Source organism: Phytohabitans sp. LZ39, assembly GCF_059359075.1.
The window spans coordinates 28,992-51,750 of record NZ_JCADBM010000010.1 but is presented as its reverse complement, the minus strand read 5'-3'; the positions used below and the strand labels follow the sequence as shown (position 1 = coordinate 51,750).

General features: G+C 70.6%; 17 protein-coding genes. 6 read left to right on the top strand and 11 right to left on the bottom strand.

Annotation, left to right across the window (positions count from 1 at the left end):
• Positions 1 to 4 precede the first annotated feature (4 nt).
• From AC5L36_RS20145 to AC5L36_RS20135, 3 genes are all read left to right on the top strand, one after another.
• Positions 5 to 427 (top strand): PRC-barrel domain containing protein, encoded by a 423-nt coding sequence (locus tag AC5L36_RS20145; RefSeq protein WP_441215182.1) that lies wholly within the window; start codon positions 5 to 7, stop codon positions 425 to 427.
• Positions 428 to 512: 85 nt separating this feature from the next.
• Entirely contained in the window at positions 513 to 1,238 is a 726-nt protein-coding gene (locus tag AC5L36_RS20140) for a tyrosine-protein phosphatase (RefSeq protein ID WP_441215181.1), read from the top strand.
• A gap of 62 nt (positions 1,239 to 1,300) precedes the next feature.
• Entirely contained in the window at positions 1,301 to 1,591 is a 291-nt protein-coding gene (locus tag AC5L36_RS20135) for a hypothetical protein (RefSeq protein ID WP_441215180.1), read from the top strand.
• A gap of 571 nt (positions 1,592 to 2,162) precedes the next feature.
• Here AC5L36_RS20135 and AC5L36_RS20130 read toward each other — a convergent pair.
• Both AC5L36_RS20130 and AC5L36_RS20125 read right to left on the bottom strand, forming a co-directional pair.
• Complete coding sequence (locus tag AC5L36_RS20130; RefSeq protein ID WP_441215179.1) at positions 2,163 to 3,260, bottom strand: branched-chain amino acid aminotransferase; 1,098 nt, start codon at positions 3,258 to 3,260, stop codon at positions 2,163 to 2,165.
• Between the two features lie 86 nt (positions 3,261 to 3,346).
• The gene (locus AC5L36_RS20125; protein WP_441215178.1) at positions 3,347 to 4,378 is read right to left on the bottom strand and encodes a 3-isopropylmalate dehydrogenase; all 1,032 of its coding nucleotides are present in this window, start codon (positions 4,376 to 4,378) and stop codon (positions 3,347 to 3,349) included.
• 145 nt (positions 4,379 to 4,523) lie between these two features.
• Between AC5L36_RS20125 and AC5L36_RS20120 the strand changes: the two genes are divergently transcribed.
• Together AC5L36_RS20120 and AC5L36_RS20115 are read left to right on the top strand one after the other, a co-directional pair.
• Positions 4,524 to 5,396: an FAD:protein FMN transferase gene (locus tag AC5L36_RS20120; RefSeq protein WP_441215177.1), complete on the top strand. Its 873-nt coding sequence runs from the start codon at positions 4,524 to 4,526 to the stop codon at positions 5,394 to 5,396.
• Between the two features lie 275 nt (positions 5,397 to 5,671).
• Complete coding sequence (locus AC5L36_RS20115; protein ID WP_441215176.1) at positions 5,672 to 6,025, top strand: hypothetical protein; 354 nt, start codon at positions 5,672 to 5,674, stop codon at positions 6,023 to 6,025.
• A 155-nt stretch (positions 6,026 to 6,180) separates the two neighbouring features.
• Here the strand turns inward: AC5L36_RS20115 and serA are convergent, their stop codons facing one another.
• From serA to AC5L36_RS20085, 6 genes are all read right to left on the bottom strand, one after another.
• Positions 6,181 to 7,779, bottom strand: a complete 1,599-nt coding sequence (gene serA / locus AC5L36_RS20110) for a phosphoglycerate dehydrogenase (protein ID WP_441215175.1) — start codon at positions 7,777 to 7,779, stop codon at positions 6,181 to 6,183.
• 276 nt (positions 7,780 to 8,055) lie between these two features.
• Positions 8,056 to 9,285 carry a mannosyl-3-phosphoglycerate synthase gene (gene mpgS / locus AC5L36_RS20105; RefSeq protein ID WP_441215174.1) on the bottom strand — a complete coding sequence of 410 codons (1,230 nt, stop codon included), beginning with the start codon at positions 9,283 to 9,285 and terminating at the stop codon, positions 8,056 to 8,058.
• A gap of 186 nt (positions 9,286 to 9,471) precedes the next feature.
• Positions 9,472 to 10,485 carry a ketol-acid reductoisomerase gene (gene ilvC, locus AC5L36_RS20100; protein WP_441215173.1) on the bottom strand — a complete coding sequence of 338 codons (1,014 nt, stop codon included), beginning with the start codon at positions 10,483 to 10,485 and terminating at the stop codon, positions 9,472 to 9,474.
• Positions 10,486 to 10,509: 24 nt separating this feature from the next.
• On the bottom strand, positions 10,510 to 11,025 hold the full coding sequence (gene ilvN, locus AC5L36_RS20095) for an acetolactate synthase small subunit (RefSeq protein ID WP_173056056.1): 516 nt from the start codon (positions 11,023 to 11,025) through the stop codon (positions 10,510 to 10,512).
• Positions 11,025 to 12,818 (bottom strand): acetolactate synthase large subunit, encoded by a 1,794-nt coding sequence (locus tag AC5L36_RS20090; RefSeq protein ID WP_441215414.1) that lies wholly within the window; start codon positions 12,816 to 12,818, stop codon positions 11,025 to 11,027. Before AC5L36_RS20090 ends, ilvN begins: the two co-directional genes overlap by 1 nt.
• 208 nt (positions 12,819 to 13,026) lie before the next feature.
• Positions 13,027 to 15,321 carry a putative bifunctional diguanylate cyclase/phosphodiesterase gene (locus AC5L36_RS20085; protein WP_441215172.1) on the bottom strand — a complete coding sequence of 765 codons (2,295 nt, stop codon included), beginning with the start codon at positions 15,319 to 15,321 and terminating at the stop codon, positions 13,027 to 13,029.
• Positions 15,322 to 15,455: 134 nt separating this feature from the next.
• Here AC5L36_RS20085 and ilvD point away from each other — a divergent pair, with 134 nt between their 5' ends.
• The gene (ilvD, locus tag AC5L36_RS20080) at positions 15,456 to 17,300 is read left to right on the top strand and encodes a dihydroxy-acid dehydratase (RefSeq protein WP_441215171.1); all 1,845 of its coding nucleotides are present in this window, start codon (positions 15,456 to 15,458) and stop codon (positions 17,298 to 17,300) included.
• A 65-nt stretch (positions 17,301 to 17,365) separates the two neighbouring features.
• On the opposite strand, the gene AC5L36_RS20075 is transcribed toward ilvD, so the two are convergent.
• The 3 genes from AC5L36_RS20075 to AC5L36_RS20065 form a co-directional block, all read right to left on the bottom strand.
• The gene (locus tag AC5L36_RS20075; protein WP_441215170.1) at positions 17,366 to 19,339 is read right to left on the bottom strand and encodes a cellulase family glycosylhydrolase; all 1,974 of its coding nucleotides are present in this window, start codon (positions 19,337 to 19,339) and stop codon (positions 17,366 to 17,368) included.
• Positions 19,336 to 20,256, bottom strand: a complete 921-nt coding sequence (locus AC5L36_RS20070; protein ID WP_441215169.1) for an ROK family protein — start codon at positions 20,254 to 20,256, stop codon at positions 19,336 to 19,338. Before AC5L36_RS20070 ends, AC5L36_RS20075 begins: the two co-directional genes overlap by 4 nt.
• Before the next feature lie 67 nt (positions 20,257 to 20,323).
• The gene (locus AC5L36_RS20065) at positions 20,324 to 22,756 is read right to left on the bottom strand and encodes a glycoside hydrolase family 2 protein (protein WP_441215168.1); all 2,433 of its coding nucleotides are present in this window, start codon (positions 22,754 to 22,756) and stop codon (positions 20,324 to 20,326) included.
• Between the last annotated feature and the right edge of the window lie 3 nt (positions 22,757 to 22,759).

The following is a 22,759-nucleotide window of genomic DNA, read 5'->3' as shown; positions in this document are numbered from 1 at the left end:
AGCCGTGAACAGGCACGATCCCCAGACCCCGTACCAACCCCCGACCCCGAATGAGGTCGGTGGCTCGATGCCGGGTGCCGTGCCGGGACGGGCGTTCGACCCGTGGACGTATCGCGACGACGCCGGCGTGACCGGCGCGGACCTCGTCGGCTACAAGGTGGAGGCGACGGACGGCGGCATCGGCAAGATCGACCGATGCAGCTATGAGGTCAACTCCAGCTACCTGGTAGTCGACACCGGCCCGTGGATCTTCGGTAAGAAGGTCATGCTGCCGGCGGGCGTCGTGAACAACGCAGACCACGAGGACCGCAAGGTGTACGTGGACCGGACGAAGGACGAGATCAAGTCCGCGCCCGAGTTCGACGAGAACACGTACACGGACCCCGTTTACCGGGACAAGCTCGGCTCGTACTACACCGGGCTCTAGTAGATCGGTTCCCTCCCTCTGAGGACCGGGGCGCTCACGCGGCCGCGTGAGCGCCCCGGTTTGCCTGCTGAGCTACCGTAGCGGCGTGGATCGCACGCTGCCCCTTACCACCACATTCAACTTCCGCGATGTCGGCGGCTACGTGGGCCACGAGGGCCGCACCGTGCGCTGGCGGCGGCTTTTCCGTTCCGACTCGCTGCACCGCCTCGACCGCGGCGACACGGAGGCGTTCGCCGCGCTGGGCGTGCGGACGGTCATCGACCTGCGCCGCCCCCACGAGGTCACCCGCGACGGCCGCGTGCCCGAGTACACGGGGCTCGGTTACCTCCACATCCACCCCGAACACCAGGACTGGGACGAGATCCCGTTCGAGGAGGAGCTGGGCGTCGCCCGCTACCTCGCCAACCGCTACCACGACCTGGCCGAGCAGGGCGTGGCGGGCATCTCCACGGCGATCGGCGTGATCGCCGACGAGGCCGCCGCCCCGGTGGTCGTGCACTGCGTGGCCGGCAAGGACCGCACCGGCGTGGTCTGCGCGCTCACCCTGTCGGTGCTCGGCGTGAGCGACGACGACATCGCCACGGACTACGCGCTGAGCACGGAGGCGTCGGCGCGCTTCACCGAGTTTCTGCGCACCCGCAAGGTCCGGGTGAACGACATCCCCCGCCCGTACTTCTCCTCGCCCGCCGAGGCGATGCTCCTCTTCCTCAAGGAGCTGCGCGAGCGGCACGGCTCCCCCGAGGGCTACCTGCTGGCCGCCGGCATCCGGCCGGAGCAGCTCGCCTCGCTCCGCACGCACCTGCTCTCCTGACCGCTGTGTGACATCCCACCGCCGGGTTGACGGCCGGCGGGCGGGAGGCGGACGGTAGCTGGATGGAGGATCTGCCGGCCGAGGCTGCCCGCCTCCGCGACGCCATCTCGTGCGAGCTGCACGCCCAGCTCGCCCTCCGCGGCGAGACCATCGACCTGGCGGCCGTGCCGGAGGTCGCCTACGCGGTCGCGATGCGGCTCCGGCAGGCATTCGCGATCGAGTGGGCCCCACGCTGGGACGACACCCCGGACGACGACGGCTCCCTGGGCCTGGACGCCGCGGTCTTCCACGCGTCGACCGCGCCGGCCGCCGACCGCTACCCGATCTTCGACCACGGCTGGCCGCGCCCCTGACCCGCTACAGGTCCCCGCCCGGCCCGGCGCTGGTCCGCTCCCCGGCAGGCGGCTCGCAGACCGAGCCGAACCCCGGCCAACCCGCCAGATCTTGGTATTTAGTGGCCCCTATGGGGGCCAATCCGTGCCAAGATCTGCTTGCGTCCCAAAGAGCGGCCGCTCGTCGTGGCGTTGCTTCGAGGCAGATTTGCCCGGCCGTCCACTGCCAGCTCCGCGAGACAAGCCCGAGCGGGTCTGCGCGGTCCCTACCTCCGCCATCCTGACGCAGTGTCACCAGCCAAACGGCCAGACTTCGAGATCTAGGAGATTTAGGGTTGAAATAGCGCCCTAACGCTCCTAGATCTCGAATCTCGCGCCGCTCACACCGCCGCGACGGTTACTCGCGGCAACGGAACCCCTGCTGCTTTCCCCGATCGCCGATCCGGGAATAGACATTGTGGACAAACGTCGAGCACCGGCGCGACCAACGGCGGACGGGTGAGGCCGCGGGAGCAGCGGTCTGGACCACCGCGGACATCGCGGTAGCCCAAATCTTTATTGATGGTCCAGGCGGCAACCCGCCGCGGAGGCGCTAGAGGACGCGGTGGACCCAGCCGTACGGGTCTTCGGCGCGGCCGCGCTGGATGGCGACGAGCTGCTCGCGCAGGCCCATCGTCACCTCGCCGGGGCCGCCGTCGCCCATCGTGAACTCGCCCTCGGGGGTGCGGACGACGCCGATCGGCGTGATGACCGCGGCCGTGCCGCAGGCGAAGACCTCGCGGAGGCGGCCGCTCGCGGCGTCGGCGCGCCAGTCGTCGAAGCTCACCAGGCGCTCCTCGACGCGGCGGCCCTCCCGCGCGGCCAGCGCCAGCACCGAGTCGCGGGTGATGCCGGGCAGGATCGTGCCGGTCAGCGGCGGGGTGGCCATGGTGCCGTCGTCGTAGACGAAGAAGACGTTCATGCCGCCCATCTCGTCGACGTACTTGCGCTCGACGGCGTCGAGGAAGACCACCTGGTCGCAGCCGTGCTCGATGGCCTCGGCCTGTGCGGCAAGGGAGGCGGCGTAGTTGCCACCGCACTTGGCCGCGCCGGTGCCGCCGGGCGCGGCGCGCGTGTACTCCTGGGAGACCCACAGCGCGACGGGCTTGACGCCGCCCGAGAAGTAGGCGCCCACCGGGGAGGCGATCAGCGCGTAGGTGTACTCGAGCGCGGGGCGCACGCCGAGGAAGACCTCGCTCGCGTACATGAACGGGCGCAGGTAGAGGCTGCCCTCTTCGGTCGCCGGGATCCAGCCGCGGTCGATCTCGATGATGTGGTGCAGCGCGTCGAGGAAGACCTGCTCGGGCAGGTGTGGCATGGACATGCGCTCGGCCGAGATGTTGAAGCGGCGGGCGTTGGCGTCGGGGCGGAACATCGTCACGCCGCCGTCGGCCGCGTGGTATGCCTTCAGCCCTTCGAAGATCTCTTGCGCGTAGTGCAGAACGGCGCTGGCCGGGTCCATCATGATCGGCCCGTATGCCTCGACGCGGGCGTCGTACCACCCCTTGCCGTCGGCGTATCGGATCGTGACCATGTGGTCGGTGAAGATGCGGCCGAAGCCCGGGTTGGCCAGCAGCGCGGCGCGCTCGGTGGCCGATACCGGCTGAGGATTCGGACGGATCTCGAAGTCGAGCTTGTCACCACCGCTCATGGCGCTGGACCTCCAAAACTATGGGAATGCAGGATACCCCGAACGCTCGTTCAAAAGCGCGGGGTGAAGAAGGGGGGAAGAGCGGGCTACGCCGCGGCAGCGGCGGCGAGCCGGTCGCCGACCTCGGCGGTGCGCAGCGGGGCGCCCGGGGTGCGGGACGCCAACTCGGCCGCGACCGCCTCGGATACTCGACGGGACTCGTCGGCGTGGCCGAGGTGATCGAGCAGGAGGGACGCCGACAGCACGGCCGCGACCGGGTCGGCCAGGCCCTTGCCGGCGATGTCCGGAGCCGAACCGTGCACCGGCTCGAACATCGAGGGAAACTCACGCGTCGGGTTGATGGAACCGCTCGCGGCGAGCCCGATGCCGCCCGTGACCGCGGCGGCGATGTCGGTGAGGATGTCGCCGAAGAGGTTGTCGGTGACCACCACGTCGTAACGCTGCGGCTGGGTGACCATGAACATGGCGGCCGCGTCGACGTGCTGGTACTCCGTCTCCACGTCGGGAAAGTCGGCCTTCACCGCCTCGAAGGCGCGCGACCACAGGCCACCGGCGTGGCTCAGGACGTTGGTCTTGTGCACCAGCGTCACCTTGCGCCGCTCGCGACGCTGGGCGCGGGTGAACGCGTCGCGGATGACCCGCTCGACGCCGTGTCGCGTATTGAGGCTCTCCTCGGTCGCGACCTCGGCGGGGGTGCCGCGGTGGAGCGTGCCGCCGGCACCCGCGTAGAGCCCCTCGGTGCCCTCGCGCACCACGACGAAGTCGATCTCGCCGGGCTTGACCTGGGCGAGCGGGCTGGAGGTGCCGGGCCAGAGGCGGGAGGGCCGCAGGTTGACGAACTGGTCGAAGTCGAAGCGGAGCTTGAGCAGCAGCCCCCGCTCCAGCACGCCCGGCGGGACGCTCGGGTCGCCGACGGCGCCGAGCAGGATCGCGTCGTGCTCGGCCAGCTCGGCGAGCACGGAGTCGGGCAGGACCTCGCCGGTGCGGTGGTAGCGCGCGGCACCCAGGTCGTACTCCGTCGCGGTCACCCCGGGGAGCACGGCGTCGATCACCTTGCGGGCCTGCGCGACCACCTCGGTCCCGATGCCGTCGCCGGCGACCACCGCGATGTGTGCCACGTCGAACCCCTTCGTCAGACCGCCTACTGAAGGAACGTTAATCGCCCGTCCCGATTCTCGGTACGCGAGTCTCACCATTCGGTACACAGGTCTTTCTCAGGTAATCCCCATGATCCGATCAACTTGAGGACCTACCTTGTCCAACATGGCGATCCAGCAGGTCCCGCTACCGAGCAAAAGCGTCGCACGTGCGGGGCGGCCGAGAGACGGGCGGGGGCGCGCGGACCTCTGGCTCGGCTATCAGGGCCCGGCCAACAGGCCGTTCGGTGCCGCGACCGCCGCCGCCACGGGCCGCCTCGTCGCCCGCCACGCGGTGCACACCTCGGCCGCCGACTTCTCGCTGATGCTCGTCGCGCCCCCGTGGATGAGCCGCCGCACGGTCAGCCTGGCCATCGCCGACGCGGTCGCCGAGCTCCGCGCGATCGACGTGACCTACAGCCCGCTACGCCGCGGCAGCCTTGTGTCGCTGCTGCGCCGCGGCGAGGTCACCCCCGACGCCTACCCACCGCTCGCCGACATCGTGGCCCGCTGCGACGCGATGCGGGCGGCCACCGACGGGTGGTTCGACGCCTGGGCGGTGCCCGGCGGCTTCGACCCGGGCGGTCTGCTCAAGGGCTGGGCGGTGGAGCGGGCCGCCGCGCGGCTGCGCGCCGCGGGCATCGAGGACTACGCCGTGGTCGGCGAGGCGGATCTCGCGGTGCGGGGCAACGCACCGCACGGCGGGCCATGGCGCGTCGCGATCCACCACCCGCGCGAGCCGCGCAAGGTGGCGATGGTGCTGGAGATGACCGAGGGCGCGGTCGGCACCTCCGGCATCACCGGCCACCGGGGGCACGTCGTCGACCCGCACACCGCCGAGATCGTGCGCCACGTGGGCTGCGCGGTAGTGGCCGGCCCCGACCTGTCCGTCGCCGACGCCTACGCGACGGCCCTCTACGCCGCCGGGCCCGCCGGCCTCGGCTGGTTTCCCACTGTGGACGGTTACCGCATGCTCTTCGCAGAGTGCCGCCCCGCCTAAAGGCTTTCACTCCAGGGGGTAAGGAAGATCAGCCTCCGCGGTCTCGGCAAGTGACCGCGGAGGCTGATCGGCAGTTCGGGTACGCGTGGCTCGCGCACACGGGAGGTGCGGAAACACACCTCGCCGGCCGCGTCACCCGAAGACGGGCCCACGCGGTGTGTAACCGAATGAATACGCTAGCGACTCGCCCCGACCGGGCGCAAGGCGGGGCCCCCGCCGCGTGTCGCGTGGGGTGGGCACCCCCGGGCGTTCACCGGATGGCAATATCTGTGCCCGTGAGTTTTGACCTCGTCGTGTGGGCCCTCGACGGTGGCGCCACGCCAGCGGACGTACGGGCGGCGCATGAGCTGTGCCGCGAAGGTGAGCACGCGGAGGGCCAAGTCGACCGCAGGATCGGCGGCTTCTACGCCGAGCTGACCGCCCAGTATCCCGACAAGGAGCCGGTCGCGGACAGCCCGTGGGCCGACGCTCCCCTGCACGTCGCGCCCGACCACGTCCTGATGTGCCTCGACGAGTCGTGCGCGGACGCCGTGCTGGAGGCGATCGAGCGTCTCGCCGGCCAGCACGACCTCATGCTGCTCGACCTCCAGGACGGCACCGTCTACCCACCGCCAACGCGGGTCGTTTGAGGCCCGAAGATCCAATTCAATCTGGGCTACCGCGACGTCCGTCGCGGTAGCTCAAATGATCGAAGCTGGCGGCCGCTCCGGACGGTCTCCAGATCTGGCGTGGTCAGGCGGAAGGCGTTGTGGGGCTCCCCGCTCTTGGCGGGGAGCCCTGACGCTTACTCTTCGCGGAGGTCGGCCGCGCTCGCCGCGGTCGCGCCGATCACGTCGGCGGCCTGGGTGAGCAGCTCGGCGCCCACCGAGGAGTCGACGGTCAGCGTCATCAGCGCCTCGCCGCCGGCCTCGCGCCGGGCCACCTGCATGGCCGCGATGTTGACGCCCGACTCGCCCAGGATCGAACCGATCGCGCCGACGACGCCGGGCCGGTCGACGTACCGGAAGAAGAGCAGGATGCCGTCGGCGGTGAGCTCGAGGTCGAACCCGTCGACCTCGGTGAGCCGGATGATCTCCTTGGTGCCGCTGACGACCACGGTGCCGGAGACGCTGACGGTGCGGCCGTCGGGCAGCGCGCCGCGGACGGTGACCAGCGTCGGCTCGTCGACCGAGTCGGCGAACGTGGCCAGGTCGACCTCGACGCCGCGGTCGGCCGCGACGAGCGGCGCGTTGACGTACGTGACCTGCTCCTCGACCACCGAGGCGAAGAGGCCCTTGGTGGTGGCGAGCTTGAGCACGGACACCTCGTTGGCGACGGCCTCGCCGCGCACCTCGACGGTGACGCTGGCTGCCACGCCGCCGGCGACGGCGGTGAAGACCTTGCCGAGCTTTTCGGCGAGCGGGAGCAGCGGCCGCACGTCTTCCGCGACCACGCCACCGGCCTGCACGTTGACCGCGTCGGGCACGAACTCGCCCTGGAGCGCCAGCTTGACGCTCTTGGCGACCGCGAGGCCGGCCTTGTCCTGCGCCTCGGCGGTGGACGCGCCGAGGTGCGGGGTGGCCACCACGTTGTCGAGCTCGAACAGCGGCGACGCGGTGCACGGCTCCTTCGCGTACACGTCGATGCCGGCGCCGCCCACCCGGCCCTCGGCGATCGCGTCGGCAAGGGCCTGCTCGTCGATGAGGCCGCCGCGCGCGGCGTTGACGATACGCACGCCCGGCTTGACGAGCGCCAGCTCCTTTTCGCCGATGAGGCCCACGGTCTCCGGCGTCTTGGGCAGGTGGATCGAGATGAAGTCGCTCTCCCGCAACAGCTCCTCCAGCCCGACCAGGCGGACGCCGAGCTGAGCCGCGCGGGCCGGCTGCACGTAGGGGTCGTACGCGATAAGGCGGGTGCCGAAGGCGGCGATCCGCTGGGCGAAGAGCACGCCGATGCGCCCGAGACCGACCACGCCGACGGTCTTGCCCTGGATCTCCACGCCGGTGTACTTGGACCGCTTCCACTCGCCGGCCTTGAGCGCGGCGCTGGCGCTGGCGGTGTTGCGCGCGACCGCGAGCAACAGCGCGAGGGCCTGCTCGGCGGCGGAGACGATGTTGGAGGTGGGCGCGTTGACGACCATGACGCCGCGGGCGGTGGCGGCGGGCACCTCGACGTTGTCGAGGCCCACACCGGCCCGGGCGACGACCTTGAGGCGGGGGGCCGCGGCGACAGCCTCGGCGTCGATCTGGGTGGCGGAGCGGACGATCACGGCGTCGGCCTCGGCCAGTGCGGCGAGGAGTGCTGGGCGGTCGGTGCCATCGACGTGGCGGACGTCGAAGTCGTGCGCGAGCACGTCGATGGCGGCGGGAGCGAGCTCTTCAGCGATCAGTACGACGGGAGTCATCTGTCCTCGTAGGTTTGTGGGCGGGTTGTCGGCAGCGCGTCGACCTTGAGTGAGTGTGGCCGTACAGCGCGCCGCTCTGCGCCCTGCGCCTCCCCCGCGAGCGGACGGCTCTCGCGGTCATCGCCATCCGTCGCACCGGACGTCTGGGCGCGACGATCGGCGCGGGGAAAGCGTGCGTGCCCTATCCCGCGATGGTAGGCGTACGAGGACGCTCAGTCGCTCCCGCCTCGGCGTGAGCGCCCTCACAACCCTTTACAAATGCGACGTAACCGGCGGCTACCCGAACGGGTGACGGTCGACACGAGCCAACTGGCGCCCCACCTGGCGGAACGACGTGGCCTCCGAGCTGAGCGCGTCGAGGAACGTGTCGAACGCCAACGAGCCCACCGGAGGGTAGATCCGCTCCCGCGGCGGCTCCTGCCCCGGCGCCAGCGCGCCCTCCGAGACCATGAACTCCAGGATCGCCTCGCGCACGGCCGGCAGCGCGACCGGCGAGTGGTACAGCACGTTGAGGGCCTGCATGCGCATGCCCTTGACGTGGTCCTCGCCCTTGTTGTCGTGGAAGTGCGGGTTGCGCGTCTCGATCTGTAGCACCGGCACGGAGTGCGGCAGCACCTGCGAGGAGACGGCCGGCAGCACGCCGCCGAACTGCTCGAACAGCTCGACGTACTCGAACGGCTCCACCGCGAAACCGCCGGCCAGCCGCATTTGCAGGCCGAGCTCGAGGCTGAGCGCGTGCTCGCCGGCGTTGCCGGTCGCGATCACCTCGGTGCCGAAGCCCGAGTACTCCGCGACGAGGCGGTTGAGGAACATGTTGGTGACTTCGGAGCTGCGCCCGCGGCGGCTGAAGAAGAGGCGGCCGTCGCGCAGCTTGGGCTTGGAGTGCCAGGAGATGCGGACCATCGAGTACGGGCTGTCGGCCGAGGCCAGGTGGAGGCCGGCCGCGTAGGCCTTGCAGTACTCGTTGACCGCGCCGGGAACGTAGTTGTCGGCGTCGACGTAGCCCAGGTGGCGCCGGCCGGTCATGGCGGCCATCGCCATGCCGATCAGCATCGCCTCGCCCTTGCCGGTGCGGACCAGCCCATCGTCGTCGATCAGCTCCGGCATGCCGGCGGCCTTGATCGCCGCGGCGAGGCCGGGATCGCGCTGGTGAATCGCCATGGCCGGCCGCTCCGCGGAGCGGCAGAACTGCTCCAGGCTCTGCACCTCAATCTCGTACCGATCGACGGGCTGGCGAGCACTGTTACTGACGAGAATGATGAGGCAATCGTGCGGAATTCCAGAGAGCACGCCTTCAATTACTCTGCGTGTCTCATTCATGCACGGAATAACGACGACCAATTCCTCCTCGACCGCTCGCATGGCGTCGGGGGGCACTAGCTGACTATGGGATCCGCCCTGGTCAGCGCCGCGTTGCGCGCCCGAGTCGAGCTCGATGACGCGCTGAAGCTCGTGGATCCGGACGGCGCCGAAGCGCTCGGTTCGGTGCGGTTGCTCCAGACGCATGAATCGACGGTACCCGAGGGTTCGATTAAGTGCCGTAAGCGAAGACAGATTGGGGGGAAGGTGGGGGGCAACGCTCGCAATAGTTCCAAGCACGCAATCTGCTGGTAACGCAGTCTCGTCCGATCCGTGATCAAGGCGCACGCAACCTTCCGAGGGGTTGGAGCGTACGCCTTGATCAAACGGACGTCAGGCGGTTTCGGTGATGGGGCGGTCGACCCAGCTCATCATCGACCGGAGCTTCTTGCCGGTCTCCTCGATCGGGTGCGCGGCGCCCTGCTCACGGTACTTGTTGAAGTTGGGGCGGCCGGCGTCGTCCTCGGCGATGAGCTCGCGGGCGAAGCTGCCGTCCTGGATCTCGCCGAGGATCCGGCGCATCTCTTCCTTGACCCGGTCGTCGATCACGCGCGGGCCGCGGGTGTAGTCGCCGTACTCGGCGGTGTCCGAGACGCTGTACCGCATGCGGGCGATGCCGCCCTCGTACATGAGGTCGACGATGAGCTTGAGCTCGTGGAGGCACTCGAAGTACGCCACCTCGGGCGCGTACCCCGCCTCGGTGAGCACCTCGAAGCCGGTCTGCACCAGCGCCGTCGCGCCGCCGCAAAGCACCGCCTGCTCACCGAAGAGGTCGGTCTCCGTCTCTTCCTTGAACGTCGTCTTGATGACGCCCGCCCGAGACCCGCCGATGCCCTTCGCGTACGACAGGGCCAGCGCGAGCGCGTTGCCGCTGGCGTCCTGCTCGATGGCCACGAGGCACGGCACGCCCTTGCCGTCCACGTACTGGCGGCGGACCAGGTGACCCGGGCCCTTCGGCGCGACCATGGCCACGTCGACGTCGGCCGGGGGCTCGATCAGGCCGTACCGGATGTTGAGCCCGTGCCCGAAGAAGAGCGCCTTGCCCGCGGTGAGGTTGGGCGCGATCGACTCCGCGTAGATCTTCCGCTGCGCGGTGTCGGGCGCGAGCAGCATGATGACGTCGGCCCACGCGCTCACCTCGGCCGGCGTGCCGACGGTCAGGCCCTGCTCCTGCGCCTTCGGCCGGCTCTTCGACCCCTCGGGCAGGCCGATCCGCACCTCGACGCCCGAGTCCCGGAGGGAGAGCGAGTGGGCGTGGCCCTGGCTGCCGTACCCGATGACGGCGACCTTCTTGCCTTGGATGATTCCAAGGTCCGCGTCATCGTCGTAGAAGACCTCTGCGGCCATGGTTGTTCTGCACCTTTCGGTAGGTCAGGCGGCGCGCAGCGCCGGCCCTGTGGTGATGGAGCGCGAGCCGCGGCCGATCGCCACCATGCCGGACTGCACCATTTCCTTGATTCCGTACGGCTCGAGGTCGCGCAGCAGCGCGTCGAGCTTGTCAGCCGTGCCGGTGGCCTCGATCGTGAGCGTGTCCGGCGCCACGTCGACGACGCGCGCGCGGAAGAGGTTGACCGTCTCGAGCACCTGCGAGCGGACCGGACGGTCGGCCCGGACCTTCACGAGGAGCAGCTCACGCTGGACGGCCACGACCGGGTCCAGCTCGACGATCTTCAAGACGTGCACCAGCTTGTTGAGCTGCTTGGTGACCTGCTCCAGCGGGGACTCCTCGGCGTTGACCACGATGGTCATCCGGGACACCTCGGGGTGCTCGGTCTCCCCGACCGCCAGCGAGTCGATATTGAACCCGCGGCGGGCGAACAACCCGGCGACGCGGGCCAGTATGCCCGGCTTGTTTTCCACCAGGACAGAGAGCGTGTGCTTGGTCATCAGAGGTCGTCCTCGTCGAAGCTCGGGCGCATGTCGCGGGCGAACATGATCTCGTCGTTGCTGGTGCCGGCGGCGACCATCGGCCACACCATCGCGTCCTTGCCGACCACGAAGTCGACCACGACGGGCGCGTCGTTGATCTCCATGGCCGCCTTGATCGTCTTGTCGACGTCGGCGGCGGTCTCGCAGCGCAGGCCGATGCAGCCAAGCGCCTCGGCCAGCTTGACGAAGTCGGGGATGCGGTGCTTGTGGGTGCCGAGGTCGGTGTTGGAGTAGCGCTCGTTGTAGAACAGCGTCTGCCACTGCCGCACCATGCCGAGGTTGCCGTTGTTGATGATGGCGACCTTGATCGGGATGCCCTCCAGCGCGCAGGTGGCCAACTCCTGGTTGGTCATCTGGAAGCAGCCGTCGCCGTCGATCGCCCACACGGTGGTGTCCGGCTGGCCGACCTTGGCACCCATCGCGGCCGGGACCGCGTAGCCCATCGTGCCGGCGCCGCCGGAGTTGAGCCAGGTGTTCGGCTTCTCGTACGAGATGAACTGGGAGGCCCACATCTGGTGCTGGCCGACGCCGGCGACGTAGATCGCGTCCGGCCCGGCGATCTCGCCCAGCCGCTTGATCACGTACTGCGGGGCGAGCGTGCCGTCGGTCGGCTCGTCCCAGCCCAGCGGGTATCGCTCGCGCAGGTCGTCGAGCTGTGTCCACCAGTCGGTGCGGTCGCCGGTGCGGCCGGCCGCCCGCTCGGCCGAGACGGCCTGGATCAGCTCGTCGATGACGTGCCGCGCGTCGCCCACGATCGGGACGTCAGCGGTGCGGTTTTTGCCGATCTCGGCCGGGTCGATGTCGGCGTGCACGATCGCGGCGTCCGGCGCGAACGAGTCGAGCTTGCCGGTCACCCGGTCGTCGAAGCGGGCGCCGAGTGCGACAAGCAGGTCGGCCTTTTGCAGCGCGTACACGGCGGAGACCGAGCCGTGCATGCCGGGCATGCCCACGTGCTGCGGGTGCGAGTCGGGGAACGCGCCGCGCGCCATCAGCGTGGTCACGACCGGGATGCCGGTCAGCTCGGCCAGCTTGCGCAGGCTGTCGGTGGCCTCGGCCTTGAGCACGCCGCCGCCGACGTAGAGCACCGGGCGCCGGGCCGAGGTCATCAGCCGCGCGGCCTCCCGGATCTGCTTGCCGTGCGGGTGCAGCGTCGGCCGGTAGCCGGGCAGTTCCAGCGTTGGCGGCCAGTTGAACGTGGTCTGCGCCTGGAGCACGTCCTTGGGAATGTCGACGAGGACCGGCCCGGGGCGCCCGGTGCCGGCGAGGTGGAACGCCTCGGCCAGGACCCGCGGGATCTCCTCGGCGGTGGTGACCAGGTAGTTGTGCTTGGTGATCGGCAGGGTGATGCCCTGGATGTCCGCCTCCTGGAAGGCGTCCGTGCCGATCGCGGGCCGCGGCACCTGGCCGGTGATCGCGACGATCGGCACCGAGTCCATGTACGCGTCGGCGATCGGGGTGACCAGGTTGGTCGCGCCCGGGCCGGAGGTGGCGATGCAGACGCCGACCTTGCCGGTGGCCTGCGCGTATCCGGTGGCCGCGTGCCCCGCGCCCTGCTCGTGGCGGACCAGGATGTGCCGGACCGTCGAGTCGTAGATCGGGTCGTACGCCGGCAGGATCGCCCCGCCCGGGATGCCGAACATGACGTCGACGCCGAGCGCCTCGAGCGACTTGACGAGGCTTACCGCCCCGGAGACCTTGGTGGGGGCGGGCGGCGCGGCCGGGGCGGCCGGAGCGGCCGAGTTGGCGAGCATCGCCGGCGACGGTGCGCGGTGGGCGAGGGTCTCAGGTGTTGGTCTCGTCATGGCGTTCAGCCTTCTGGCTCGTGGTCGGCGGTCTCGGGGTCACATGGCTGTTGGCAAGGCACAAAAAAGGCCCGCGTGCGAACGCACGGGGCCAGCGCACTCTCCGAGGGGAGAGTGCGCTCAGGTAAGTACTCGAGACGACCAGGTCGGCATGGCGCTAAGCCTGACGCATCTCACGCGATGAGTCAACTGCTCTCACATTGTGGGCGCGCCGCGCGGCTTTCTGCTCAGGTACGGGCACGACTCGAGCGGGTGACGTGGCGGAATCCAAGCGCGCCTCGAAGTGCTCCGCCGGCACCGGCCACCCGGACAGGTAACCCTGGCCGAGCTTGCATCCGGCGTCGACCACCATCGCCATCTGCCGCTGCTCGCCGATGCCCTCGGCGATGACCTCCAACCCGAACTGGTGACCGAGCTCGACCACCACCCGGATCATCTGCCGCTCCAACAGCGAATGGTCGATCTTCAGGATGTCGACCGGGAGGCGGCGGAGCTGGCCCAACGAGGAATACCCCGACCCGAAGTCGTCGAGCGCGATCCGCACACCGGTCTCGCGCAGGTCGCGCAGGCGGCGGATCAGCTCCTCGACGTCGGTGGAGACGGCTTGCTCGGTCACCTCCAGCACCAGCCGCTGAGGCGGCACCCGGTGTGCCCGCAGCGCGTCCTTCACCTGGTCGACGTAGCAGGTGGCGTGCAGCTCGCGGGGCGAGACGTTGACCGAGACCCAGACGTCGTGGCCCTCGGCCAGCCACCGGGACAACTGGTGGCAGGCCTGGTGAAGCACCCACGCGCCGAGCCGGTTGATCATCCCGCACTCCTCGGCGACCGGGATGAACTCGTCCGGACCCACCCGGCCCAGCCTCGGGTGCTGCCACCTGAGCAACGCCTCGGCGCCCACCGGCCGCACGTCGGGCAGCACCACGACCGGCTGGTACTGGAGGTGCAGCTCGTCGCGGTCGATCGCGCCGCGCAGCTCGTGCTCCAGCTCGGTGCGGCGGCGCAGCTTCACGTCGTACTCGATGTCGTAGAGCTCGACCCGGTTTTTGCCGTGCGTCTTGGCCCAGCGCAGCGCGAGGTCGGCGTTGCGCAGCAGCGTGGTCACGTCGGGGACGGTCGCGCAGCCGGCCAGGCCGATGCTGACCGAGAGGAAGACCGTGCCCATCTCCTGCTCGTACGGCCCGCCGAGCACGCCGAGCAGCCGGGACGCGGCCCGCTGGGCCTCGGCCGGGCCGGTCCACATCAGCACCGCGAACTCGTCGCCGCCGAGGCGGGCGGCCACGTCGCCGGGGCGCAGGTTCATCCGGAGGCGCTGCCCGACCTCGACCAGCACCGCGTCGCCCACGTCGTGGCCGCGCATGTCGTTGATGTTTTTGAACCCGTCGAGGTCGAGCGCGAGCAGCACGGCCTGGGCGCCGGCCACCTGCTCGTCTTCCAGCGCGCTGAGCAGGCCGCGCCGATTGGCCAGGCCGGTGAGCGGGTCGGTGTGTGCCAGCTCGCGGAAGTGTGCCTCCCGGTCGCGCAGCCTCTCCGCGTACGCCCGGACGTCGCGCAGCGCCACGAACTGCCGCCCGACCAGCGCGAACCCCTCCAGGCTGCCGGTGACGATGCCGACCAGGTCGAACGCGCCGCCGCGGACCAGGTGGTAGAGCGCGGAGGCGGCCATCGCGGCCATCGGCAGGAACGCGTAGGCACTGCCGCGGCGGCTCAGCTCGTCGTCGACCTCAATGCCGCCGTCGCCGTCGGTCACGGTCCTCGCGAGGGCCGGACGGTCGGTGCGGCGGGCGGCGAAGGCCACGACGGCCAGGCCGGCCGGGAGCGCGATCGCGCTGGCGTCGACCAGCGGGACCAGGCCCTGGCACACGCCCCGGGCCAGGCCGATGCCGGCCACGGCGGCCAGCGTCGCGCCGGCGCCGACCCACACGACCGGCCCGCGCGGCCTGGGCGCCCGCATGGCCGTGATCACGGTGACGCCGAGCGACAGCGCGGCGATCCCCGCCGGCGCGAGCAGGGGCACGCACCACGCCGGCGTCAGCTCGCCCAGCGCCCGCGTCGGCTCGGAGACCAGCACCCACCCGACGAACCAGATGGCCACCGCGATGACCAGCCCGTCGAGCAGGTAACGCGCGACGTCGGCGCCCGAGCGAGCGGCGCCGGGGAGCATGAGCATGCCGACCAGCAAGAGGCCGCTTGACGACGCGACGCCGAACGCGAGCACGCAGCCGAGCAGGATCTCGGGCTGGCCGTGCCGGACGTGCTCGCCCACCACCCGGCTGGCGACGAGGCCGCCCGCGGCGGTCAGCGCACCGGCTGCCGCCCCCGCGGCGAGCAGCCGGTGGGCACGGCGGCTCGCGCCAGCGCGCGCTCGCGCCGATGCGGCCAGCAGCACGACACAGACCAGCGCGAACACCACGCCTGCCGTCGCGACGGCCGCCACCACCGAGGGGAGGGGCACGAAACCATGCTGCCGGATATCCAGGGGGCATGGGGGACGGCATGTGCGACCCGCCACGGATTGGCACGAAGCGCCTAAACGGACGAGGCACTCCTGGACACTTCCCGCATATTGAAACGTGACAGACTGGTTTCATGCCTGAGCTGCGGTCGAGGACCTCCACGCATGGTCGCACCATGGCCGGCGCCCGCGCCCTGTGGCGCGCCACCGGCATGACGGACGACGATTTCGGCAAGCCGATCGTCGCGATCGCCAATAGCTTCACCCAGTTCGTACCGGGGCACGTGCACCTCAAAGACCTCGGCGGCTTGGTCGCCGACGCGGTGGCCGAGGCGGGCGGCGTCGGGCGCGAGTTCAACACGATCGCGGTCGACGACGGCATCGCGATGGGCCACGGCGGCATGCTCTACTCGCTGCCCAGCCGCGAGCTGATCGCCGACGCCGTCGAGTACATGGTCAACGCGCACTGCGCGGACGCGCTCGTCTGCATCTCCAACTGCGACAAGATCACGCCGGGCATGCTGATCGCCGCGCTGCGGCTCAACATCCCCACGGTCTTCGTCTCCGGCGGCCCCATGGAGGCCGGCAAGACCATCGCGATCGAGGGCATCGTCCACGACAAGATCGACCTGATCGACGCGATGATCGCCTCCTCCAACGACGCGGTCACCGACGCGCAGCTCGGCGACATCGAGCGGTCCGCCTGCCCGACCTGCGGCTCCTGCTCCGGCATGTTCACCGCCAACTCGATGAACTGCCTCACCGAGGCCATCGGCCTCGCCCTACCGGGCAACGGGTCCACATTGGCCACCCACGCCGCCCGCCGGGCGCTCTTCGAGCGGGCCGGCCGGCTGGTCGTCGACATCGCCAAGCAGTGGTACGAAAACGACGACGCCTCGGTCCTCCCCCGCGCGATCGCCTCCCGGAGCGCCTTCGAAAACGCCGTCGCGCTCGACGTGGCGATGGGCGGCTCGACAAACACGGTGCTGCACCTGCTGGCCGCGGCCCGCGAGGCGGAGCTCGACTTCGGCGTCGCCGACATCGACGCGATCTCCCGCCGCGTGCCCTGCCTGTCCAAGGTCGCGCCCAACTCGCCGAAGTACCACATGGAAGACGTGCACCGGGCCGGCGGCATCCCGGCCATCCTCGGCGAGCTCGACCGGGCCGGCCTGCTCCGCCGCGACGTGCGCTCGGTGCACGCGCCCGACCTCACGTCCTGGCTCGCGGACTGGGACATCCGCGGCGGCGAGGCCACCCCCGAGGCGATCGAGCTCTTCCACGCCGCGCCCGGCGGCGTGCGCACCACCCAGCCGTTCTCGACCGAAAACCGCTGGGACCGCCTCGACGTCGACGCCGCCGAAGGCTGCATCCGCGACAAGGCCCACGCCTACACGGCCGACGGCGGCCTGGCGATCCTGCACGGCAACATCGCGCCGGACGGCTGCGTGGTCAAGACCGCGGGCGTGCCCGAGGAGGTCTGGCGCTTCACCGGCCCGGCCCGCGTCTACGAGTCCCAGGAGGCGGCGGTCAGCGGCATCCTCAACAAGGAGGTCCAGGCCGGCGACGTCGTGGTCATCCGCTACGAGGGCCCGAAGGGCGGCCCCGGCATGCAGGAGATGCTCTACCCGACCTCGTTCCTCAAGGGCCGTGGCCTGGGCCGCGCCTGCGCGCTGATCACCGACGGCCGCTTCTCCGGCGGCACCTCGGGCCTCTCCATCGGCCACGTCTCCCCCGAGGCGGCCGGCGGCGGCCTGATCGCCCTCGTCGAAGACGGCGACGAGATCGTCATCGACATCCCGGCCCGGTCGCTGGAGCTCAACGTGCCGGCCGACGTCCTCGACGCCCGCAAGGTCGCCCAGGAAAAGCGCGACAAGCCCTACACCCCGATAAACCGCGACCGCCCGGTGTCGGCGGCCTTGCGCGCCTACGCCTCGATGGCCACCTCAGCCAGCGACGGCGCGTACCGCCTCGTCCCCTGACCCGTCAGATCGTGGTACTTGACTGCTGCTCCGGCTACAGCCAAGTACCACGATCTGCCGTGGAGCTACTCGGCGCGGACGTTGTCGATGTCGAATTCGCCGGGGTGGGACCAGATGTAGATCTCGCGGACGTCGGCTAGCGCGGTCGCGTCGCAGGACATCTGGGTTAGCAGGTCGGCCGTTACGGTTACTTGGGTGTTCTGCGGCACCCAGCTGAAGTTGGACTGGCACCAGCTCGGCACGTCGCCGTACTGGACCGCGATCGCGCCGCTCGTGCCGGCGTCCGGCCCCGTGCGCAGGTCGAACTTGAGCGCCACCTTGCTGGTCAGGTCGAGCGGCGCGGGTAGCCGGATGCCGTACCAGCCCTGGCCCGTGGCCGAGATGTGCAGGCCGTACGCGCCCTCGGTGTGGAAGTCGGCGGTCTGCGAGGTCGTGCCGATGTCAGCCATCCACGGCGCGGCCGCCCAGCCTTCGGTGCCGGTCTCGAACGTGGCGAGCTGGATCGGCGGTGTCGCCTCGGGCAGCACAGTGATGGTCAGGTCGGCCACATTGGATGTACGGCCGGCGAGGTCACGCACCGTGTAGCTGCCCGCTGCGCGGCCGCGGAAGTCGGCGGCGGGTGTGAACGTCACGCCGGCACCGTCCAGCGTGAACACTCCACCTTCGACGGTCGCCGAACGCTGCTGCCCGGCCGCCGACGGGTCGAGGTCGATCGACGAGGCGCGGACCGAGGTGCGGTAGGCGATGTCGTTCGCCGCCGGGGTGAGCGTGACCGGCGTCTCGAAGGCCGTCACGGCGGTGTCGCCGTCGGCCACCGGCGGTCGCGAGCGCAGGCCGCGGCGGATGTCGTCGGCGGCGTTGGCGAGCGTGATGCAGACCGGGCTCGGGCAGTAGACGGTGTAGCCGTCGTAGTCGGGGTAGAGCGTGCCGTCGTCCTGCACGCCGGAGAGGATCCAGTAGAGCCAGCCGTTGCCGCCGCTGGTCCGGGCCGCGTCCGTCCACTCCTTGAAGATCGGGTTGCGGTCGCCCTTGTCGTTCCAGCCGAACTCGCCGAGCATCGCCGCCTTGCCGATCCGCCGGGCTTCGCGGTTGTGCCGCTCGATCCACGTGGTGCCCCATGCCGCGTCCTTGCCCCACGGCTTCGGGTAGAGGTGGTAGGACATGATGTCGACGGCGGGCAGCTTGGCGAGCGCGATCGAGTCGACGCCCTCGCCGCAGTTGATCGTCCAGTCGGAGCTGGTGCGGTCGTCGCAGAAGAAGCCCTCGTCGCCGACGCCCGCCAGCTGCTTGGGGGCGGTCGACTTGATGTGGCGGGTCATCTCGTCGGCCCACGTGGTCAGCGTCTGGGTGGTGCAGTTGGGCGAGGTCGGGTAGCCACCGGATCCCTTGCACCGCGGCTCGTTGCCGAGCTCCCACATCATGACCGTCGGGTCGTCCTTGTACTTCACGCCGGTGAGCGTGTTGGTGCGCTCGAGGACGTGCGAGATCCAGTCCTTGTACCAGCCCCGGATGACCGGGTCGGTGTAGAAGTCGTCATGGTTACCCGCCCTGTCAGGAGACAGTTCGCCGCGCCAGCGCACGTACTGGGCGATGCCGCCGAAGTCGTTCCAGTTGTTGGTGAGCGGCACGATCAGCTTGACGCCGGCGTCGCCGGCGGCCTTGAGCACGTAGTCGAGGCGCTCCAGCCCGTCGGCGCCGTCGTTGTAGGCGGGCTTGGTGCCGTCCCAGTACTGGAAGTAGACGCCGTCGGCCTTGCCTGCGACCGAGTTCGAGCCGTCCTGGTTGCCGATGTCGAGGAAGCCCCAGGTGCGCAGCACCGTGAAGCCGGCCGACTTCGCGTCGGCGAAGACGTCGTCGACCATCAGCCGCGACTTGTACATCAGGTAGTAGTTGTTGCTGCCGCCGAAGCGGAACTTCTTGCCGTCGAGCTTGAGCTCCGTGCCGTGGCGGACGACGAAGCCATCGGTTGGCCCGCTCGCGACGGCGGGAGTGGCGGGCAGGATCACGGTCAGGGCGGCGAGGAGGGCGAGCGCTTTCATGGTTTGCTCCCGAAGACTAGAGCGGCAGCGCCAAGCAGACCCGCGTCTGTGCCGAGCGGGCTCGGGTGGATCCGCACCCGGCGGATGAAGGCGAGACCGGCCAGGTCGGCGACGGCCTCGCGGAGTGGGGTGAAGAGCAGGTCGCCGGCGCCGGCCACACCGCCGCCGACCACCACGTCGTCGAGGTCGAGCAGGCCGCCGGCGCAGACGATGCCGGCGGCCAGCGCGGTGGCGGAGCGCTGAAACGCCGCCCGGGCGACGGGATGGCCGTCGCGGGCGTCCCGGGCGAGCGTTCGGGCGTCCGGTGGGCCGGCGGGTGCCCAGCCCTGGGCTCGCGCCCACCTGGTCATCGACGGTCCACTGGCGAGCGCCTCGACGCAGCCGCGGCCGCCGCAGGGACACTGTGGACCGTCGAGGTCGACGACGATGTGTCCGATGTGGCCGGCGTTGCCGGTGACGCCGGTGTGGATCCGGCCGTCGAGCACCAACCCGCCGCCGACCCCGGTGGACACGACCATGCCGAGCATGGCGGCGGTGGTGTAGCCGCCCCGCCAGTACTCGCCAAGGGCCATGCAGTGCCCGTCGCCGCCGAGCACCGCCGGCCGGCCCGGCAGGATCGGGCGGAGCGCGTCGAGGATCGGAAACGGCCGCCAGTCGGGGATGTTGACCGGGCTGACCGTGCCGGCGGCGATGTCGAGCGGGCCGGCGGAGCCGACGCCGAGCCCCGCCAGACGGGCCGGTGGCCCCTGCGCGGCGACATCGCTTACGAGCCGGTCGAGCGCCGCCGCGACCTTCTGGCCGCCCGCCCCGGCCGGCGTCGCGGTAGTGGCCCGGGCCCGAAGGGTCCCATCCGCCTCCACGATCGCCGCCGCGATCTTCGTCCCGCCCACGTCGACCGCGAGGACCGGCCCACTCATGTCCCCTCCAGTCGATCAGGGACTTCGTGCAGCGACACGCCGCGCGCCACGCCCACCAACTCCCTGATCAACGCCCGGGGGCGGTTACGTCGTTGACGCAGCGCAGGACGGGGCGGCGGGTCAGCGCCGCCCTGTCCAGAGGCAGCTGCGACTTGACCAGGAACGTCGCTGTCTCGCCCGGGAGGAGCGTCACCAGCAGTTCGTCGGCCGACGCGGACGGGTCCAGGCGGTCGGGGAAGAGGGCCAGGTCGCGCAGGATCGTGCCGGCGTGCACGGTGACCCGCCACCCGTCCGGCAGCGGCTCGGCGGTGGCCTCGTACTCCGGCGCGGGGTAGGCGATGTCTTTGTCCTCGGCGAAGAACCACCATGCCCGCTGCCCCTCGGTCTCGGCCAGCAGCAGCTCGCGCCGTGGGTCTTCGCTGCCGGTCACGTCGGCGGGGAGCGCCAGCGTCACGGCCGAGTGTGGCGGCACGTCGAGGTCGACGGCCGTCTTGCCGCGCGGCTCGCCGTTGATGGCCAGCCGGGTGACGCTGGCCGGGCCGCGCCACGGCTCCACGCCGTCGTTGACCGCGACGAGCACCAGGTCGCCGTCGCGTGGCTGGATCGTGAGCAGGCGGTCCGCGTACGAGCGGCGCAGCGCGTACCAGAGCGGCTTGCGCCGACCGTCGCCGTCGACCGCCGCCCAGGAGGTGACCGGCCAGCAGTCGTTGAGCTGCCACGTGACGGTGCCCATGCACAGTGGACGGAGCGACCGGAAGTGCTCGATGCCGAGTGCGAGCGCGCGGGCCTGGTTGACCTGTGTGAGGTAGTGCCAGTCGTCGAAGTCGCGGGGTGCCGGCAGGTGCGCGTCGAGTCCACGCTGGAGCTTGGCGTCGCCGTCGAGCGCCTTCTGGTGGTGGCGCATGCCGGGCGAGTCGTGCGCCAGCGGCTCGTCGCTGACCGAGCGGCGCAGCGTGGCGTACGCGGGCGGGCCCTGGTAGCCGAACTCCGCGACGAACCGGGGGCGGTAGTCGCGGTAGTGGGTGTAGTCCCGGTCGTTCCAGACGTCCCAGATGTGCATGCTGCCGTGTGCCGGCTCGTTGGGGTGCCGGTCGGGGCGGCCGGAGTACGGGCTGCCCGGCCAGTACGGGCGGGTGGGGTCGAGCTCGGCGACGATGTCCGGCAGCACCCGCATGTAGTAGCCCTCGCCCCAGGTGCGCCCTTCGAGTCGTTCCGGCCAACCCCAGTCGTGAAAGCCCCAGATGTTTTCGTTGTTGCCGAACCAGGCCACGAGGCTCGGGTGGCTGGCGAGCCGGGTCACCTGCTCCCGCGCCTCGGCCGCCACCTCGCTGGCGAGCGGCTCCTCCTCCGGGTACGCGGCGCAGGCGAAGAGGAAGTCCTGCACGACGAGCAGCCCTAGCTCGTCGGCCAGGTCGTAGAACTCCTCGGACTCGTACCGGCCGCCGCCCCAGATCCGGAGCAGGTTGACGTTGGCGTCGCAGGCCTGCTCGAGCCGCTCCGCGTACCGCTCGCGGGTCATCCGGGTGACGAACGTGTCGTTGGGTATCCAGTTGACGCCGCGGGCGAAGACCGGCACGCCGTTGACCACGATCGTGAACGGGGTGCCGTGCGCGTCCGGGGTCGTGTCGAGTCGCACCGAGCGGAAGCCGATCCGCCGCTGCCAGGTGTCGACCGCGGCCCCTTCCGCCGAGCGCAGGGTCACGTCGAGCAGGTGGCGGGCCTGCTCGCCGTACCCCCGGGGCCACCACAGCTCGGGGTCGCGGACCTCCAGCGTCACGACGGCGGTGCGCTCGCCGGGCGGGATGGTGGTTTCGGCCCGGAAGCCGGCCACCGCCGCGCTGACCGCGAGGGGTTCGTCACTCTCCCGCTCCACGTCCACGTGTACGGCGACGCGCCCGACCCCGTCTTCGACCGTCACCAGTGGACGGACGGCGGCCAGCCGCGCGGTGCCCCAGCTGTGCAGGCCGATCGGCTGCCAGATGCCGGCGGTGACGACGTTGGGGCCCCAGTCCCACCCGAAGTTGCAGGCCATCTTGCGGATGAGGTTGAACGGGTCCGGGTACGCGTTGGGCCGGTCGCCGAGCTGGGCCCGCATTTCCTCCGCGTACCGGTACGCCGATCCGAAGTGGACGCGCAGCCGGTTTTCGCCGGGCCGCAGGTACGGGCGCGCGTCGAACCGGTACGACCGGTGCATGTTGGCGGTGGTGCCAAGCTCGACGCCGTTGAGGGTGACGGTGGCGACGGTGTCCAGCCCGGCGCAGGCGAGGTCGACGCGCGGATCGTCGCCCCCGTCCCACTGGAACGCCGTCTCGTACACCCAGTCGGTGTGGCCGATCCAGCGCAGCGCTGTCTCGTTCTCGTCGAGGTACGGATCGGGAATGCGGCCGGCAGCCAGCAGGTCGGTGTGGACGCAGCCGGGAACGGCCGCCGGCACCGGCTCGACCGAAGAGTCTGCCGATGCCACTGTCCAACCGTCGTGCAGCGGTCGGAATGTACCCATGTG